Source organism: Acinetobacter pragensis, from assembly GCF_001605895.1.
Taxonomy (GTDB): domain Bacteria; phylum Pseudomonadota; class Gammaproteobacteria; order Pseudomonadales; family Moraxellaceae; genus Acinetobacter; species Acinetobacter pragensis.
On sequence record NZ_LUAW01000014.1, the window covers coordinates 78,469 to 94,992 of the forward strand.

Annotated in this window: 16 protein-coding genes, 2 tRNA genes and 1 pseudogene; 9 read left to right on the plus strand and 10 right to left on the minus strand. The window is 44.5% G+C overall.

What is annotated here, in order from left to right:
• Positions 1–78: 78 nt before the first annotated feature.
• The 3 genes from AZH43_RS05765 (at position 79) to AZH43_RS05775 (ending at position 4,488) form a co-directional block, all read left to right on the plus strand.
• The gene (locus AZH43_RS05765) at positions 79–741 is read left to right on the plus strand and encodes a helix-turn-helix transcriptional regulator (RefSeq protein ID WP_067667520.1); all 663 of its coding nucleotides are present in this window, start codon (positions 79–81) and stop codon (positions 739–741) included.
• 82 nt (positions 742–823) lie between these two features.
• A complete protein-coding gene (tynA, locus tag AZH43_RS05770; protein WP_067667522.1) occupies positions 824–3,133 on the plus strand; it encodes a primary-amine oxidase in 2,310 nt (769 codons plus the stop codon).
• Between the two features lie 77 nt (positions 3,134–3,210).
• A complete protein-coding gene (locus AZH43_RS05775) occupies positions 3,211–4,488 on the plus strand; it encodes a hypothetical protein (RefSeq protein ID WP_081406780.1) in 1,278 nt (425 codons plus the stop codon).
• 118 nt (positions 4,489–4,606) lie between these two features.
• Here the strand turns inward: AZH43_RS05775 and AZH43_RS05780 are convergent, their stop codons facing one another.
• From AZH43_RS05780 to fahA, 5 genes are read right to left on the minus strand one after another with little or no spacing between them, the layout of a single operon-like run.
• Positions 4,607–5,254, minus strand: coding sequence for a 3-oxoacid CoA-transferase subunit B (locus AZH43_RS05780; RefSeq protein ID WP_067667524.1), 648 nt, complete (start codon positions 5,252–5,254; stop codon positions 4,607–4,609).
• Positions 5,255–5,256: 2 nt separating this feature from the next.
• Complete coding sequence (locus AZH43_RS05785; protein ID WP_067667528.1) at positions 5,257–5,958, minus strand: CoA transferase subunit A; 702 nt, start codon at positions 5,956–5,958, stop codon at positions 5,257–5,259.
• Positions 5,959–5,976: 18 nt separating this feature from the next.
• The gene (locus tag AZH43_RS05790) at positions 5,977–6,552 is read right to left on the minus strand and encodes a VOC family protein (protein ID WP_067667529.1); all 576 of its coding nucleotides are present in this window, start codon (positions 6,550–6,552) and stop codon (positions 5,977–5,979) included.
• Between the two features lie 30 nt (positions 6,553–6,582).
• Entirely contained in the window at positions 6,583–7,221 is a 639-nt protein-coding gene (gene maiA, locus AZH43_RS05795) for a maleylacetoacetate isomerase (protein ID WP_067667530.1), read from the minus strand.
• 18 nt (positions 7,222–7,239) lie between these two features.
• The gene (gene fahA / locus AZH43_RS05800) at positions 7,240–8,523 is read right to left on the minus strand and encodes a fumarylacetoacetase (RefSeq protein WP_067667532.1); all 1,284 of its coding nucleotides are present in this window, start codon (positions 8,521–8,523) and stop codon (positions 7,240–7,242) included.
• Between the two features lie 386 nt (positions 8,524–8,909).
• Here fahA and AZH43_RS05805 point away from each other — a divergent pair, with 386 nt between their 5' ends.
• From AZH43_RS05805 to AZH43_RS05820, 4 genes are read left to right on the plus strand one after another with little or no spacing between them, the layout of a single operon-like run.
• On the plus strand, positions 8,910–9,689 hold the full coding sequence (locus AZH43_RS05805; RefSeq protein ID WP_067667534.1) for an IclR family transcriptional regulator: 780 nt from the start codon (positions 8,910–8,912) through the stop codon (positions 9,687–9,689).
• 50 nt (positions 9,690–9,739) lie between these two features.
• Positions 9,740–11,047 (plus strand): MFS transporter, encoded by a 1,308-nt coding sequence (locus AZH43_RS05810; protein WP_067667536.1) that lies wholly within the window; start codon positions 9,740–9,742, stop codon positions 11,045–11,047.
• A gap of 44 nt (positions 11,048–11,091) precedes the next feature.
• Positions 11,092–12,801: an FAD-dependent monooxygenase gene (locus AZH43_RS05815; RefSeq protein WP_067667537.1), complete on the plus strand. Its 1,710-nt coding sequence runs from the start codon at positions 11,092–11,094 to the stop codon at positions 12,799–12,801.
• Entirely contained in the window at positions 12,798–12,983 is a 186-nt protein-coding gene (locus AZH43_RS05820; protein WP_067667538.1) for a hypothetical protein, read from the plus strand. The genes AZH43_RS05815 and AZH43_RS05820 overlap by 4 nt, the downstream gene beginning before the upstream one ends.
• Before the next feature lie 129 nt (positions 12,984–13,112).
• Here AZH43_RS05820 and AZH43_RS05825 read toward each other — a convergent pair whose 3' ends face one another.
• From AZH43_RS05825 to AZH43_RS05835, 3 genes are all read right to left on the minus strand, one after another.
• Positions 13,113–13,556 (minus strand): DUF2726 domain-containing protein, encoded by a 444-nt coding sequence (locus AZH43_RS05825; protein ID WP_067667699.1) that lies wholly within the window; start codon positions 13,554–13,556, stop codon positions 13,113–13,115.
• A 59-nt stretch (positions 13,557–13,615) separates the two neighbouring features.
• A tRNA-Asn gene (locus AZH43_RS05830) sits at positions 13,616–13,691 on the minus strand.
• A 510-nt stretch (positions 13,692–14,201) separates the two neighbouring features.
• Positions 14,202–14,277, minus strand: a tRNA-Asn gene (locus tag AZH43_RS05835).
• A 250-nt stretch (positions 14,278–14,527) separates the two neighbouring features.
• Between AZH43_RS05835 and AZH43_RS05840 the strand changes: the two genes are divergently transcribed.
• Positions 14,528–14,971, plus strand: coding sequence for a hypothetical protein (locus AZH43_RS05840; RefSeq protein ID WP_067667540.1), 444 nt, complete (start codon positions 14,528–14,530; stop codon positions 14,969–14,971).
• A 115-nt stretch (positions 14,972–15,086) separates the two neighbouring features.
• Here the strand turns inward: AZH43_RS05840 and AZH43_RS05845 are convergent, their stop codons facing one another.
• Both AZH43_RS05845 and AZH43_RS05850 read right to left on the minus strand, forming a co-directional pair.
• On the minus strand, positions 15,087–15,521 hold the full coding sequence (locus tag AZH43_RS05845; RefSeq protein WP_067667542.1) for a PaaI family thioesterase: 435 nt from the start codon (positions 15,519–15,521) through the stop codon (positions 15,087–15,089).
• A gap of 122 nt (positions 15,522–15,643) precedes the next feature.
• On the minus strand, positions 15,644–15,883 hold the full coding sequence (locus tag AZH43_RS05850) for a hypothetical protein (protein ID WP_067667544.1): 240 nt from the start codon (positions 15,881–15,883) through the stop codon (positions 15,644–15,646).
• A gap of 212 nt (positions 15,884–16,095) precedes the next feature.
• On the opposite strand from AZH43_RS05850, the pseudogene AZH43_RS05855 reads away from it, so the two are divergent.
• Positions 16,096–16,514, plus strand: a pseudogene (locus tag AZH43_RS05855) (GFA family protein).
• Positions 16,515–16,524 lie beyond the last annotated feature (10 nt).

Below are 16,524 nucleotides of genomic sequence, written 5' to 3' on the forward strand. Positions count from 1 at the left end.
GAGGCCTCTTACAGGATGTGAGAGGCTGAATTGGCTCATATATTGCTTATAAATTTCCTGTACGGATAGGTGGAAATTATGCTGAATCATCAATTCTTAACTGAATTCAGTCAAAACTTTATAGAACAAGTGCAGCGGGTATTAAATATTGATGGGTATCTAACTTATTCTATTGATAATATTAATTCTGCATATAATTATCATGCATTTAATATTCATAAAACTTCGTTAGATGAATATTTGAATCATAAAGTTGAATATGATCCTGTTTCATTTAAACGGTTTTATAATAAAAATAATAATATTGAACTGTTGAGCCAGCATCAATGTGATGACACATATTTAGATTTTATGAACCGATGGAAAATTCAGGATACTGCAGAAATATTCTTCAGGAAAAGAAATGGAGATCCTATTTTGGGGCTCAGTATTATCCGAGAAGATTCTCATCAGCCTTTTTCTATTCAGGATAAAAATATGCTGGAATCCTTTTACCAGCTGTCAAAAAAGTATTTTTACCATCATGCGGACACCTTGGATAAAGCGGATATCGCGGCCTCATACAGTTTGACAAAAAAAGAAATTGCAGTGCTGGAGCAGCTGTTAAATGGCATTAATAACAGTGACATTGCAATGCATTTAAATTGCAGTTTAGCCACGATAAAAACGCATGTTCAGCATATTTATCAAAAAATAAATATAAATAACCGTCAGGAATTAATTTGTAAATTTTTAAGATAAAAATCATCCTTTGGGAGGATTTTTAAATAAAAAAAATCCTCTATTTTAAATCCATAGAGTTTATTTATTATGGATTTAGGGAATGAAATATAATCTGATTACACAGTCATTAAAAAAATGGGCTGGTTTAAATTTAACTTTAGCAGCAGTATTTATGGGGGCAAGCCAGCAGATTTGGGCGCATGGTCAAGCGGCTGATATGGTTCCGCTGTATCAAAATATGAGTGATTTTGGCGCAGACGTCAAAAAAGATGAATTTGCAAATATCTATACTATTTCTAAAGGTTCACTGGTGGTTCGCGCTAAGCCGGACTCAGACACTGTTTTAGTCAATGGCAAGCCGCTGAAAGTGAGTGTGCCGCTGGTGGTGAAAAACGGCAAACCCGTGGTCAGCAAAGAGTTTGCATCTGAAATTTTTCAATCAGGCTTAGATCAGACTTTTAAAGTTGAGTCCGTTGCGCATCCGCTCAATGGCTTAACGTCGAAAGAAATATCACAGACTTTTGAAACCATCAGTAAATCTGAGCATGCGTATGCCAACATGCGTTTTTCTGAAATTAAACTGAGAGAGCCTGAAAAAGATAAAGTCTGGGATGCCTTTATCAATCACAAAGATTTGATGCAGGACCGTGTAGCTGAATTCACGCTGCTGAAAGGTAAGCAGGTGATAGAAGGCGCTGTTGATTTAAAAACCAATAAAGTGACGCAGTGGAAAGTTTTAAACAATACTCATGGCATGGTGCTGTATGACGATATGTTGGCTGTACAGGAAATTATTACAAAAGATAAAAATTATAAAAAGGCGTTGGCAAAACGCGGCGTACATGATGTGTCTAAAGTGGTGACGACACCGCTGACGGTGGGTTTTTTTGGCGGCAAAGACGGTTTGGGTCAAGAGCTGAATGTGCTGAAAGTGGTGTCCTATTTAGATACAGGAGACGGCAATTATTGGGCGCATCCGATTGAAAACTTAGTTGCCGTGGTGGATTTGGACAATAAGAAAATTGTAAAGCTTGAAGAAGGCGCAATTATTCCTGTGCCGATGTCACCAAATTCTATTGCGAATAAAAATGATAAATCACAATTTAAACCGCTGAATATGGTCGAACCTGAGGGTAAAAACTTTTCCATTACCGGTCAGACCATTCACTGGGGGCCATGGTGCTTTCATGTCGGTTTGGATTCACGCGTCGGTTTAAAAGTCTCTACAGTGACTTATAAAGATAAGGGCGAAAAGCGTAAAGTCATGTATGAAGGCAACCTAGGCGGCATGGTGGTGCCATATGGTGACCCGGATATGGGCTGGTATTTCAAATCTTATCTGGATTCTGGCGAATACGGCATGGGCACGCTGACGTCATCTATAGAGAAAGGCGTTGATGCGCCAGATAATGCAGTATTGCTGGATGCGGTTATTGCAGACTACACCGGCCAGCCGCGTGTGATTCCAAATGCCATTGCGATTTTTGAACGCTATGCAGGCCCTGAATTCAAGCATCAAGAAATGAACCAGCCCAATATCAGTTCGGAGCGCCGTGAATTGGTGGTGCGCTGGATCAGCACGGTCGGCAACTATGACTATATCTTTGACTGGGTCTTTAATAATAACGGCATCATCGGCATCAATGCCGGCGCGACAGGCATTGAGGCGGTCAAAGGCGTGAAAGCCCGCACCATGCACGATGCAACGGCAAAAGAAGATACCCGCTACGGCACATTGATTGACCATAATGTTGTCGGTACAACACATCAGCATATTTATAATTTCCGCTTAGATATGGATGTGGATGGCGGCGCAAACAGCTTTATGGAGCTGGATCCTGTAGTCGCTAAAAATACCCGCGGCGGCCCGCGCAGCAGCGTAATGGAAGTGAAAGAGCGGATTGTCGGAACGGAACAGGCAGCTGCACAGAAGTTTGATCCATCAACCATCCGCTTAATTTCAAACACCAATAAAGAAAACCGCATGGGCAATCCGGTGTCTTACCAAATGATTCCATTTGCTGGAGGGACGCACCCGATCGCGAAAGGCGCAAACTTTGCGCCAGATGAATGGCTGTTCAAGCGTTTAAGCTTTATGGATAAGCAGATTTGGGTGACCAAACGTGATAAAGATGAGCAGTTCCCTGAAGGCAAGTATTCAAACCGCTCGGTAAAAGATACAGGGCTGGGTGAGTTTGTTGCCAATAATGACAATATTGAAAATAAAGACTTGGTGGTCTGGATGACTACGGGCACGACACATGTCGCGCGTGCAGAAGAATGGCCGATTATGCCGACAGAGTGGGTGTATACCATGCTTAAGCCATGGAATTTCTTTGACAGTACACCAACCTTAAATAATGGCGCGGATCAAAAGCAGGCCGCTGAAAAAGAACAGCACAAGCACTGATTGATGAATCAGGAGGATCAGCAGGCAGCTGGTCCTCTTTTTTTGAATATTGAAAAATAAGTTTTAAGGGAAAGCGAATGAAAAAGACCATGTGTGCGGCAGCATTGCTGCTGAGCGGCGGCACAGTGCAGGCGCAAATGAGCAGTTTACCTGAAAATATAAAAATTAAACCGGTTTTAGATGTGACTTTAGGCGCTTTTTACAGTGATAAAAGCTATAACAACCCAAATGCGCAAGGTGATGTGTTTTGGCAGGAAGCCTATGCTAAATATGGTGTTGAAGGTGAGTATTCACTCAATGGCGGCGCACTATACGGCAGCGTGATGGGATTAAGTTCTGGTACTTTTGGCGATGGAGATGCTGGCGGCATGACCATTGGCAAAGAGCGAAAAACATCTTTAGAAGAATGGACAGCCGGATGGCGTAATGGTTCTGCAGAAGAAGCCAGCTTTGATATTCGAGCAGGACGGCAAAACATACAAATCGCTGATGGCTTTTTAGTTGCTGGAGATGCGCTGAATGTTGGTAAAGGCATCGCCGATGGTGAGCTGAACCGCGGCGGAGGCTATTATTTAGCGGCGCGCCGCAGTTTTGATTTTGCAGTGCAAATGAAGCTGCAGCTGAATGAGCAGCTGAAAACGCAATGGTATTACTTAGAGTCTGACAATAAAGCGCAATATCAGCCTAAGCTCTGGGCAGCAGATACGGAATATGACTTTGGCAAAGCATCCGCAGGCTTAACCTATTTGCAGGTGACGGATCTGGAAGATCCGAATCAGGAATCTGTGCGTGATGATCTGAAAGATATTGCGCTGCGGGCGAAAGTGCAAGTGAATGAACAGCTGGCGTTCAATGCTGAATATGTGCATCAAGATCAAAAGCATAATAACGAAAATGCATGGTACGCCGCTGCAAATTACATCTTTGATCAGCTGCCGTACCAGCCTGTTTTAGGCTACCGCTATTCATCTTTTTCAGAAAATTATGATCCGCTGTTTTATGGCAATACCGATGCAGGCTTTGGCACATGGTTCCAAGGCGAAGTCGCTGGCAATTATGCAGGGCCATTCAGCAGCAACGCGCGGATTCATCAGCTATCGCTGCAGGCATCTATAAAAGAGAATTTGCATTTAGGTGTTTTGGCATATCAGTTTGATACCGTCAAAAAAGATATTGAAAATTTGGATGGCCATGAGGTGGATGTTTTTGCAGTGTGGTCACCCACAGCGAATATCAATGTGATCCCATTGGCTGGCTGGTATAAGCCTAAGAAAGATATCGATCATGGCGGCAGTCAGGTAGGCGGTACAGATGGTAATGTTTATGCTCAGCTGATTCTGCAGTATCTGTATTAAATGCATAACTAGCCAATAAAAAAGTACCGCAGCAGCGGTACTTTTTTATTGCAGGCTGGAATTGGTTTAACCAGCTATTTTTGCAAAATCATGGTCAAAAATCATATATTGCTCCAATTTAGGCCGCATCCAAAGCATCGGTAAGCAGCGCTGTACCAGTAGCCGCCTTAAGCTGTTCCAGCGTTACATCTTTTGCTAATTCAACCAAAGCGATACCTTTTTCGGTTATATCCATCACGCCTAGATCTGTGATGATGCGCGTTACCACTCCTTTGCCTGTCAGCGGCAGGGAGCAGTTCGGTACAATTTTAGGACTGCCGTCTTTGGCATTGTGCTCCATCAGCACCACGACTTTTTGCACGCCGGCCACTAAATCCATAGCGCCGCCCATACCTTTGACTTTCTTGCCCGGAATCATCCAATTGGCAAGATCGCCAGTTTCAGAAACTTCCATAGCGCCTAAAATTGCGATATTTACGTGACCGCCGCGGATCATGGCAAAAGATTCTGAGCTGGAGAAAAATGCTGCGCCTTTGCGCGCGGTAACGGTTTGCTTGCCGGCATTAATCAGGTCTGCATCGACAGTTTCTGCAGTCGGAAATTCATCAATGCCCAGCAGGCCATTTTCTGACTGCAGCCACACATTGATATTGCCGGGAATATAATTGGCGACTAAGGTCGGCAGGCCAATACCGAGATTGACGTAGAATCCGTCTTCTAATTCTAAAGCTGCGCGCTGCGCCATTTCATTGCGGGTCCATGCCATGATTAAGCCTCCGCCTTAAGCGTCATTTGTTCAATGCGTTTTTCAGGCGCTGTATTCAATACAATGCGGTTGACATAGATGCCCGGCAAATGGATATGATCCGGGTTAATCTCGCCAATCTCAACCACGTGTTCCACTTCAGCCACAGTAAATTTTCCCGCCATTGCACATTCAGGATTGAAGTTGCGCGCAGTTTTACGGAACACCAAATTGCCGGCTTTGTCTGCTTTATACGCTTTGACTAAAGCAATATCTGCTGTAAGCGATGGCTCTAAAATATATTCTTTGCCGTCAAATTCGCGGACTTCTTTGCCTTCTGCAATTAAAGTGCCTACGCCTGTCTGGGTAAAAAATGCAGGAATGCCCGCACCGCCAGCCCGCAGTTTTTCCGCCAATGTGCCTTGCGGCGTCAGTTCAACGTCCAGTTCACCATTTAGATATTGGCGCTCGAATTCTTTGTTTTCACCGACATAAGATGAAATCATTTTTTTGATTTGCTTGGTCTGCAGCAATTTGCCCAGGCCGAAATCATCCACACCGGCATTGTTGGAAATACAGGTCAGGCCTGTTACGCCAGTATTTTTTAAGGCTTCAATCAAAGCCTCAGGAATGCCGCATAGGCCAAAACCGCCAACGGCAATGGTTTGATTGTCTGCAGCAATATCCGCCAATGCCAGTTCTGCACTTGCAATGAGTTTATTCATGACACATCTTCCTTGATCTTAAGCATCTATTTTTGCAGAAGCTGAATTATTGTCTAATTCAGAGGCGTGCAGGAAGTGTGTATGGTCAGGCGCGCGTTTGGTCTTAGACCACTGTTCAAGCATGTCATGCTTCATTTCTTCCGTTATCATGGCAATTTTTTCAGGCGCTTTTTCATCATCATACGCCAGTTCCAAGCGATGGCCATTTGGATCAAAGAAGTAAATTGAATGGAAAATGCCGTGGTTGGTAATGCCTAATACGTCTACGCCATTGGCTTGCAAATGCGCTTTTGCTTCAATTAGGGCAGTACGGTCTTTAACTTTCAGCGCAATATGCTGCACCCATTTCGGGGTGTTTTCATCACGGCCCATTTCCGGCTGAGTCGGCAGTTCAAAGAAGGCTAGAACATTGCCGTTGCCAGCATCTAAAAATAAATGCATATACGGGTCAAAGGCTTTAGTCGATGGCACATGGTCTTCTGCAAATGCAAGAATAAAGTCCATGTTCAGGTTTTTTTTGTACCATTCCACGGTTTCTTTGGCATCTTTACAGCGGTAAGCCACGTGGTGAATTTTTTCAATTTGAATTGCCATGTTGAATGTCCTTATTTACGAAATAACCGGTTAAACCGCATCTGGCTGCGCTTCAGGCGCAGCCTGTTGAAATGCATCCAATGCATTGCAGTGGGCATAAATAGATTGAATTTTTGGATACGCTGCTAGATCAATATTGAAGCGCAGCGCGTTATAGACTTGCGGTATCAGACAGCAGTCAGCAATGCTTGGGCACTCGCCAAAACAGAAGTTGCCGTTGGAGTGGACCAGCTGCGCTTCTAAAGCGTCAAATCCAACTTTGACCCAATGCGTGTACCATTCGTTTTTCTGTTCATTGCTTAAACCCAGTACGCCGCTTAAATGCTGCAGCACGCGTAAATTGTTGAGCGGATGAATGTCGCAGGCAATGCTCATGCTGAATGCACGGGCAAGCGCCCGCAGCTGTAAGTCTTGCGGCAGAATGCTGTGCGCTGGATATTTCTCTTCCAAATATTCCAAAATGCTGAGCGACTGTGTCAGGATGAAATCATCATCTGCCAGCGCAGGCACCAATTCGCTTGGGTTGACTGCACGGTAAGCTTCACTGTGCTGTTCGCCGCCGTTATTCAGTAAATGCACCGGCTTTTGCTCTGCATCCAGCTGTTTCAGATTCAGTGCAATGCGGACGCGGTAAGCGGCTGAACTGCGGAAATAACTGTAAAGTTTCATGGCTATGATCCTTTCAGCTTAATCTGCGAAATTAAAATTCAAAGCCGGCAGAACTTTGCCTGAGACTTCACCAAAACCGATGCGCAGGCCATCTTTTTCACAGAAGCCTTTCATAATGAGCGTATCGCCGTCCTGAATAAAGCTGCGTTCTTCGCCATTGGACAGCGTTAAAGGCTTCGTCGCATTCCAAGTGATTTCCAGCAATGAACCATACGAATTTGGTGTAGGGCCTGAAATAGTGCCAGAACCCATCAAATCTCCCACTTGCATATTGCAGCCTGCAATAGTGTGATGCGTCAGCTGCTGCGCCATCGACCAGTACATATATTTAAAGTTGGTTTCGGAAATTACATCCGCTTGTTCGGCGCCATCGGCCTGAATTTCAACAGACAGATGAATGTCATAGCTGTTGCTGCTGTTGTCTTCACGCAAATACGCCAAAGGCTGCGGTTCCTGCACTGGAGAAGATGTTTTAAATGGCTCTAAAGCCTCTAAAGTCACAATCCATGGTGAGATGGATGATGCAAATGTTTTGGCATTGAACGGACCGAGCGGCACATACTCCCACTGCTGCAAGTCACGTGCAGACCAGTCATTGAACAGCACCATGCCAAAAATGTGATCCCATGCATTTTCAATAGCAATCGGTTCACCGAGGTTATTTGATTTGCCGACAATAAAGCCGGTTTCCAATTCAAAGTCGAGTTTACGGCAAGCCGAGAACTGCGGACGCTCTGCATTTGGCAGCTTAATTTGGCCAGATGGGCGGACGACATCTGTCCCGCTGACAATCACTGAACTTGCACGGCCGTTATAGCCGACAGGCAGTTCTGACCAGTTCTGCAGCAGGGCATTTTTAGGGTCGCGGAACATGCAGCCGACATTGGTCGCATGTTCTTTAGATGAATAAAAATCGGTATAGCCTGGAATATGCACAGGTAAATGCAAAGTCACATCTGCTTGCTTAAAGAAGATTTGGTCACGCAGTGCTTGGTTGTCACGCAGTTCAGCATTATCTGCAGACAATAAGTCTTGCAGCTCGGCACGGATTTTGGACCAGTTGGCTTTGCCGGATTCAATAAATTTATTCAGCGTGCTTTGCGCGAAAAAATTTTCTCCGTCTTGAATGCTTAAATAGCCCTTTGCTTCGAGCGCAGCTAAATCTAATACCCATTCACCAATGGCAGTGCCTGCACGGCGGACACCATCTTTGGTTTCACTGAAAATGCCATAGGGCAGGTTTTGAATAGGAAAATCTGAGTTTTCGGCAATGTCTATAAATGATTTCAATGGGCGAGTCATGTCTAAATTCCTTGTAGCGATGCAGGCAATCCATGTGCTTTGACAAGTTTGCATGAAAAATAAAACCATCAAGGCTTCAAAGCAGGGCGCATATTCAGCAGTCTGAATAATTTAAAAAATTAATAAGTATATAAATTAGAAGTACTTTTTAAATTTTTTAGCCTAAGGTCTAAGAAGTCTTGATTTTTGCGATTAATCTCATCATACTCATTTTTATAAATTACGCAATATATAAATTAATTATGTATTTCGTAATTTGATAGAATTTTAATCGATATCTCAGGAGCTCTGCTTAAAAGTTTATTGCGGCCAATTTTGTGTTTAGCGCTTTTCAATCAGACTGCTTCGCGTAGAATGCTGATCATTAAAGTGAGAGTTAAAGACGGATGTCTGAAGAAAAAATACAAGGCGGCGTGCAGTCCTTAGAAGTAGGCTTGAATGTATTGGATGCGCTTATTGCGCACCGTACGCCTATGATGTTGAAAGAACTTTCTGAAAATTTGTCGATGCATCCGGCAAAGGTTCACCGCTATGTGGTGAGCCTGGTGCGGACGGGTTATGCCAAGCAGCTGGCGGATGGGCGTTATGCGCTGGGAGATCAGGCATGGCGTTTAGGCCTGATCTGTATTCAGCGGACAGATATGATTCAAGCGGCTCAGCCGATGATTCATGCGCTGCACCGTGAAATTAATTGCGGTTTGCAAATCAGCAAATGGACATCGCAAGGGCCCTTAGTAGTGCAGTGGATTGAGCCAGATCAGCCAGTTTCCGTTATTACGCGGGTGGGTTCAATCATGCCGATGCTGAATTCGGCAACAGGCCGAACCTATGCTGCCTACATGGCAGAAGATATTGTTCGGCCTTTGCTGGACAAGGAATGGCAGCAGCGCGAAAAACTGGGACAGCAGGTTTATCCAGCCAACTGGGATGAGTTCAAAGCGCTGAAAATCAGTATATGCGAGATGGGCGCGGCGACAGTTTCAGGAGATTTGCTGGCAGGCGTCAATGCGGTGTGTGTGCCGGTGTTTAACCGCCATGGTGAAATTGAATTCGCTATTGCCGCTTTAGGTGCGGAAGGCCATTTACCCATAGATTTTAAAAATGAAAAAGTTGAGGCTTTAAAAGGAACTGCCGCAGCGCTCACGGAATTTATCTCTCAAGGTTAAGCCTTTGCTTTCCTTGGGCAGACAGTATGCAAGGAACTAGGGAAAGCAAAATGAAGAAAACCTCAAATCCATTTTTTTACGGCTGGTGGATTGTGCTGGCGCTTATGGCGGTTTCAGGCACAGCCATTGCTTTAACTATCACCACTTTCAATATTTACCTGAATGCATTTACGCAGCAGGCTGGTATCAGTGCAACGCAGTTTGCCTTATGTTCGACAATTATCAATATTACAGTAATGCTGTTTTCGCCCAAAGTTGGAAAAATCCTGCAGGCGCATACCCAAAAAGCCTTATTGTTTTTCTTAACAGGTTTTTGCTTGAGTTATGCCGCATTTTCCATGGTCAACAGTATCATGGTGCTATATGTCACAGCGGCGCTGTTCGGATTTTTTTCTACAGGTTTGACTTTTATTCCGCCCAATATATTGGTGAACCGCTGGTTTGCAGAAAAGAAAGGCTTGGCGATGAGCATTGCGCTTTCGGGCAGTGCATTCTTTGGAATGGTGTTAAGTAAATATATTACCTACTGCATTCAGCATTTCAGTCTGGCGTTTGCTTATCAGACGGTGGCGGCGATCATGTTTGCAGCAGGAGCCGTGCTGATTGTCTTTATCATCAAAGACAGCCCAGAAAGCATGGGCTTAAAAGCATATGGCGAAGCGCGGGCGGTTAAGCAGTCTGTGCCGGAAAATCAAATCGCGCTTGTGCATTTGGCGCCTGCGGTATTAAAGAAAAAGCCTTTTTTCTGGTCTATGCTGGCGGCTCAATTTTTGGTGGGTTTTGTCGGCGGCGGTATTGTGCTGCAGCTGCCGGTTTATCTGCAAAATACTTTTGGCATGGAGCAGGCATCAACGCTGCTGGTGATCACGCTAGGCATTATGATTTTTGCAAAAGTGGGATTAGGCTGGCTGTACGACAAATTTGGATCGCTTAAAACGACTGCATTGGTGGCGGCATCGGTTTTACTGACTTGTACGGCTTTTATTTTTACTGTTTCTGCAGATATGTGGATGCTGGGGCTATTTGGTGTGATGTTTTGGGGCGTTGGCAACTGCATAGGCACGGTAACGCCGGCTGTTGTGGCCTCCAAAACTTATGGCCCTGCATATTATGGCGAAGTTTACGGTATCTGCTTGCGCTTTCAGACACTGGGTATTGCCACTGGCGTTCCGGCAATTTCAATGATTGCCGCCGCGACAGGTTCATTCACTGTCGTTTGGATGCTTTGCTCAGTGTTAAGCATTTTATTGCTGGGATTTTATGTCCTTGGCTTGCGTGGAAGCCAAGAGTACCGCAGAAATACAGAAGAAAATTCGATTGAATTAAAAAACAGCATGCCGCTGCAGCCAGCAGGTTGAGTGGTTAGGTATCTATTTATTGTAATGAAGACAAGGAGTTCAATATGCATTTTCCAGCGGCAGAGCCAAGAAAATCACTGTATTACAATTATCAAGTTTTTCCGCATTATCATGGCGCTTCATTTGAAACGGTAGATGATCAAACCGTCACCGTAGTCGGTGCCGGACCAATTGGCATGACTGCCGCCTTACTGCTGGCCAAGCAGGGCGTCAAAGTTATTTTAATGTCAGCCGAACTGCAGCTCTCTGAAGGCAGCCGCGCACTGGTTTACACCAAGCGTTCCATGGAGATTTTGCAGGCTGCGGGCGCTGCTGAAGGCATTATGACTAAAGCGCTGCCTTGGACGCACGGCAATTCAATCTATAAAGGTCAAATCGCTTTTCGCATGGCATCACCGGTCAATGAACATGATCAATTTGCGCCATTAAACAATCTGCAGCAAAACTGGCTGGAGCATTTTCTGCTGGAAGCCATTCACAAACAGCCGAACATAGAAGTGCGCTGGGGCAATAAAGTCGTCGATCATGAGCAAGCGGATGATCAAGTCACCTTAAGCATCGAAACACCGGAAGGCATTTATCAGCATATTGCGAAGTGGGTGGTGGCAGCGGATGGCGGGCGTTCCCCAATTCGGGAGCGCATGAAATTGCGGATGGAAGGTGCAAGCTACGAAGGGCGGTTTGTCATTGCGGATATCCGTATAAAATTAGATTATCCAACAGAGCGATTGGCTTACTTCTCTCCAGACTGGAATCCGGGCAATACCATTCTGATGCACCGTGAGCCCGACAGTATTTGGCGTTTTGATTATCAGCTCGATCCTGCTGTTTCTCCAGAAGAGGCTTTGCTGCCGGAAAACTTGCATAAAGCCGTCAATGATCAGCTCAAGATGATTGGCAAAGATCATTTGGAATGGGAAATGGACTGGAGCACGGTATATTCTGCGCGGGCGCTGACCTTGGATAATTATGTGCATAACCGGATTGTTTTTGCCGGTGATGCCGCGCATCTGTTGCCGATTTTTGGTGTACGCGGCGCAAATACCGGTTTTCAGGACGCGCAGGATTTGGCATGGAAACTGGCAGCAGTGGTGAAGGGCTGGGCGGCTGAAAAGCTTTTAGAGAGCTACAGCTGTGACCGCGTGGGCGCAGCCCGTGAAATTATTGCAGAGGCTGGAAAATCCACCCGCTTTATGGCGCCGCCGACAGAAGGTTACCGTCTGCTGCGCAATGCGGTGCTTTCGTTGTCTTTGGAGCACGAGTTTGTGCGTCCGCTGTATCATTGGCGCACATCGCGCCCGCATGCCTACACGCATTCGCCGTTGAACAGCCAGAATGATGATAATGCGCAAATGAGCGAATTGACCGAAAATGGCGCGCTGATTCCCAATCTGAAATTTGCCGATGGCGATTATTTGTATAATGCCATTTCAGGAAAATTCACAGTGCTGGCATTGACCGAACACGGCCAGCTTCCTGCACAGCTGCAGCCTGAAATTCAAGCACTGAAAGCGCAAGGTGTGCCTGTCCAAATTATTGCTTTGGCACAGGACGGCGTTACTGTGAATGGGGCAGACAAGACTTTCATGATTGAAGAAAATATTGCGGCTGAGCGCCTGTTTGCCCAAACTGGAGCGATTTATCTCGTGCGCCCAGGGCATCATATTAATGGCCGCTGGATGACTTATCGTGAAAATGCCATTACACAAACGTTTCAACAATTTCTTCAAGCTGCCGAAGGAGCTGCTGCATGAATGCTATTTCCATTCCAGATTTAGAACAAGTCTATGACCTGCTGGCCGAAACTTTAGATGCTGTGCCGGAACAAAAGCGCGAGCTGTTTCTGGTCAAGCTGGCCCTGTTGAGCGCCAATCAAATACAGGATGGAGCGGCATTTTTGCAGCTCATTCATCAGGCCAAAGTATTTGAAGATTAATTCTTCCCTTTGATGTGAAAAATCCTAGCCGCTGCACAGTGTCTGGGATTTTTTATTGCAGTGTTGCCGGAAGGGTTAAGAATTGCTGAGATAAGCGGGCAGATAAAATAGGGATATTTAGGAAGCGCCTTACAGAATATCTTTCTGCAAATTATGTATGCTAGGGATGCTGGTGTAGCGCAGCACGCGGTAACCGGCTTCCTGCAGCATGGAATCTCGCTCTGCATCTTCTTTTTCTTTGCCGAGATGGCTTGGATCATCCAGTTCAATAATCACGACGACATTGCAGTCTTTATCCAGCAGTACAAAGTCAGTCACTTTACGGTTGAACTGATTGCGGATTTTATAATTTTGATTGGTAATTAATGCGCTGAACGCCACCTGCGCTAAAACATGGTGCTGCGGAAAAGCACTGATTAGGCGTGTGTACATTTTGCTTTCAAAGGGGGTAATGACACGTTTAGGAAAATATTTCTGTTTGCTGAAAAACAGACGAGGAAACAGAATGCAAATTAATGCAAAACTTGCCAGACAGCCAATGATAAAAAAAATACTTTGAGATAAATCGAACACAGGAACTTTTGCTATACCGAAGAAAAAGCCCACGTCATAATGCGTGGGCTTTTAAAATTTGGCTCTCCAACCTGGGCTCGAACCAGGGACCTGCGGATTAACAGTCCGTCGCTCTACCGACTGAGCTATTGGAGAATCTGAAGCGGATTCTAGACACCTCAGCCCATAAGGTCAAGACAGAATGTTGAAAAAACTCGAAATTGCTGCTTAATCGAAGTAAAAATAATCAACATGCAGCATTTTACCGCGGCGTGTGAATGTAAGGCAGGTGGACAGTAAAACAGTCATAGCGGAATGGGCCTATATTTTGATGCCATGCTGGCGGCTGCATTCGAGCCAGATATGGCCTAAGCCGCTGCATTTTAAAGTTATGCAAGGGAGGGGGGAGAAGGCTCTGCGGGTTCGATACAGGTAAATTCATTGGCTTATATTTTTCATTATTTATGCCGTTTTGTCTTAAAAATGAGTTTAGGCAGAGATGCTGCATCTTTCGATTAAGTTGGTAAAACTGAAAACTGAAAACTGAAAACTGAAAACTGAAAACTGAAAACTGAAAACTGAAAACTGAAAACTGAAAAGCAGGTGATAAAAGATAAATGCAGGAATAAAAAAAGCCCACGTCATAATGCGTGGGCTTTTAGAATTTGGCTCTCCAACCTGGGCTCGAACCAGGGACCTGCGGATTAACAGTCCGTCGCTCTACCGACTGAGCTATTGGAGAATCTGCATGCGATTATAAGGAGATTTCCTAGAGGGTCAAGTGAAAACTGTCATCTTTCTATCATTTTTGAACTATATGCTTTTTATTTAAACAAAAGAGTTCGGTTTTTAAATTTACAGCCGGAAAGCCTTGCAATAGGAAAATTCACTTGCTAGTCTGATTTTAACAACAGAGAGTTTAAGCGCGAGCTTAAACGGTGTGGATTTAAACCAACTTGCCAGCACTAAAATGGCTAAACAGGAGAAAGCGAATGAATGCGCTGACTATTTCTCATCTATTTTCAAATTTTCAATCTTATCAAGACCAGTATCTTTCAATTCTGCAGAATGCTGAACAATACTTTACGCCCGTAGAAGATGCCTATATTCATGTATGGCCGGCTGCAAGACAGCCGCTGTATCTGGGGGATTTACTGCAGCTGTGGCTAAGTGATAAATGGATTGTAAATACAAAAAAAGCGCCATTAATCAATACTGTTTTACGCGATAAAGCGAAGCCTGCGCCTGAGTTTGACCGCTATGTATTTTGCCTGCAAGGCAACTTGCTGACAGGTCAGAATGCAGCACAGGCATGGTCCATTCAAGGCTCGCAGCGTGAAGCATTCAATCTGGAAGGCTTATTTCAGTTCTACTGCATCTTTAAAAGCTTAAACCGTCCAAAACCTCAAGTAAAACCATTGCCGCAGCTGATCTAAGAGGCCAAATGCAATGCGCTGGGAGACTCAGCTGCGCAGCAGAAGATCTATCCCAGCATTGATTTTATATGAGTCTCAGACGGGTAGAGCAGTGTTCTATTTTGAACATAAAAGCTTAAGGGCGGATGATCATGCACGTTGCAGTGGCATGGGCATACAGCTTGCCGTCTTCATCTAGAATTTTCCCTTCTGAAATGCCTAAATTCTTACTGATATTGATCAGTGTGCCGACAGCCAAAAGCTCTTTGTTTTGAGGGATTGGGCGGCACATTTTAATATTTAAATCGATGGTGCCATAGCCTACGCCAGCTTCCAGCATAGTATGAATGGCGCAGCCAGTCACTGAATCTAAAACAGTTGCCGCGAAACCGCCATGTACGCTGCCCAGCGGGTTTAAATGACGGTGATCTGCTGTTGCTTTAAAGCTGATGCTTCCTTCAGAAACTTTAAAAGGCTGCATAGGAATTGTCTCGCTGATGCTTGCAGGGGGGATTTTGCCGTCACACATGGCCTGTAATAGCTGTAGTCCTGTCATTTCTTTTGGATGCATTCTGTTCTTCCTGTATTTATTTAACATCTAGTTCCTTTTTGGAACTTAATATTATTAAACAAAATTCACCCGCGGGCGTCAATGCGCAGTTTTGAATTCATCAGTACATTTATTGGTCTGTATTAGGTGAGATAGGCTTTATCAAAGCTGTCAAATTGGCGCAGGATTTTCATGGCAATTTCTTCGCCTGTCGCCCACGTTGTCACAGCTGTTTTAGGATTGACATCAATGATATCTAAATTCAGGCAGAGGGTCTGAGTACTTTGAATAATAATGAATTGAGGGGAGCGGGGCTTTAAGCTTTTTGCAATGTAGTGCTTCAGATTTTCTTTCTGGTAAACATCGATAATTTTATAGCGCATGACGTGCTTGATCACTTCTATAAGAGAGTGTTGCTGTATTTTAAAGTTTAAGCATGTGTTATTGCAAAGAGATTATTGTTTCAAAATTCATGATTAAAACTTAGCCATCTTTTTGTATGTGCTTTATATATAAAAAGAAGCCATGATGAACAGCGGTTTTTAGAATACTTAGATTGGCATTCGAATTTTAAAAAGTGACAGAGGGAATAAAGATGAAAGTGAGCTGTTTATGCGCTAAAACTGTTTTTGAAGCAGAATTAAAAAATCATGATGTGCATGCTTGCCACTGTTCTATGTGCCGGCAGCAATCCAGCGGTGTGCTGATGAGTATTGATATTGAGCCCGGCAGTTTACGGTTTGAGGATCAAGCGTATTTAAGCCTGTTTAAGTCATCTGAATGGGGCGAGCGCGGGTTCTCAGCTACTGCGGAACAACGCTGTTTTGGCGTACGCAGGACGGCAGTTATTGCAATATTAATGTCTTTGCGCTGCAGGAGCCGCCGGAGGATTTAAAACTGACGACTGAAATCTATATTGACCATAAGCCTGATTTTTACCAGTTTAAATATTCCAGAGAACAGCTGACCGAGGCAGATGTCGTGGCGTTATTCTCCCAAGATGAAAAAGATTAATAAGGTAAGA

Coding starts and splice junctions, on each gene's coding strand:
- AZH43_RS05810 (WP_067667536.1), top strand. CDS start 9,740: ATGAAGAAAACCTCAAATCCATTTTTTTACGGCTGGTGGATTGTGCTG.
- tynA (WP_067667522.1), top strand. CDS start 824: ATGAAATATAATCTGATTACACAGTCATTAAAAAAATGGGCTGGTTTA.
- AZH43_RS05765 (WP_067667520.1), top strand. CDS start 79: ATGCTGAATCATCAATTCTTAACTGAATTCAGTCAAAACTTTATAGAA.
- AZH43_RS05780 (WP_067667524.1), bottom strand. CDS start 5,254: ATGGCATGGACCCGCAATGAAATGGCGCAGCGCGCAGCTTTAGAATTA.
- AZH43_RS05850 (WP_067667544.1), bottom strand. CDS start 15,883: ATGCGCTATAAAATTATCGATGTTTACCAGAAAGAAAATCTGAAGCAC.
- maiA (WP_067667530.1), bottom strand. CDS start 7,221: ATGAAACTTTACAGTTATTTCCGCAGTTCAGCCGCTTACCGCGTCCGC.
- AZH43_RS05785 (WP_067667528.1), bottom strand. CDS start 5,958: ATGAATAAACTCATTGCAAGTGCAGAACTGGCATTGGCGGATATTGCT.
- AZH43_RS05805 (WP_067667534.1), top strand. CDS start 8,910: ATGTCTGAAGAAAAAATACAAGGCGGCGTGCAGTCCTTAGAAGTAGGC.
- AZH43_RS05845 (WP_067667542.1), bottom strand. CDS start 15,521: ATGCATCCAAAAGAAATGACAGGACTACAGCTATTACAGGCCATGTGT.
- AZH43_RS05815 (WP_067667537.1), top strand. CDS start 11,092: ATGCATTTTCCAGCGGCAGAGCCAAGAAAATCACTGTATTACAATTAT.
- fahA (WP_067667532.1), bottom strand. CDS start 8,523: ATGACTCGCCCATTGAAATCATTTATAGACATTGCCGAAAACTCAGAT.
- AZH43_RS05790 (WP_067667529.1), bottom strand. CDS start 6,552: ATGGCAATTCAAATTGAAAAAATTCACCACGTGGCTTACCGCTGTAAA.
- AZH43_RS05840 (WP_067667540.1), top strand. CDS start 14,528: ATGAATGCGCTGACTATTTCTCATCTATTTTCAAATTTTCAATCTTAT.
- AZH43_RS05820 (WP_067667538.1), top strand. CDS start 12,798: ATGAATGCTATTTCCATTCCAGATTTAGAACAAGTCTATGACCTGCTG.
- AZH43_RS05775 (WP_081406780.1), top strand. CDS start 3,211: ATGAAAAAGACCATGTGTGCGGCAGCATTGCTGCTGAGCGGCGGCACA.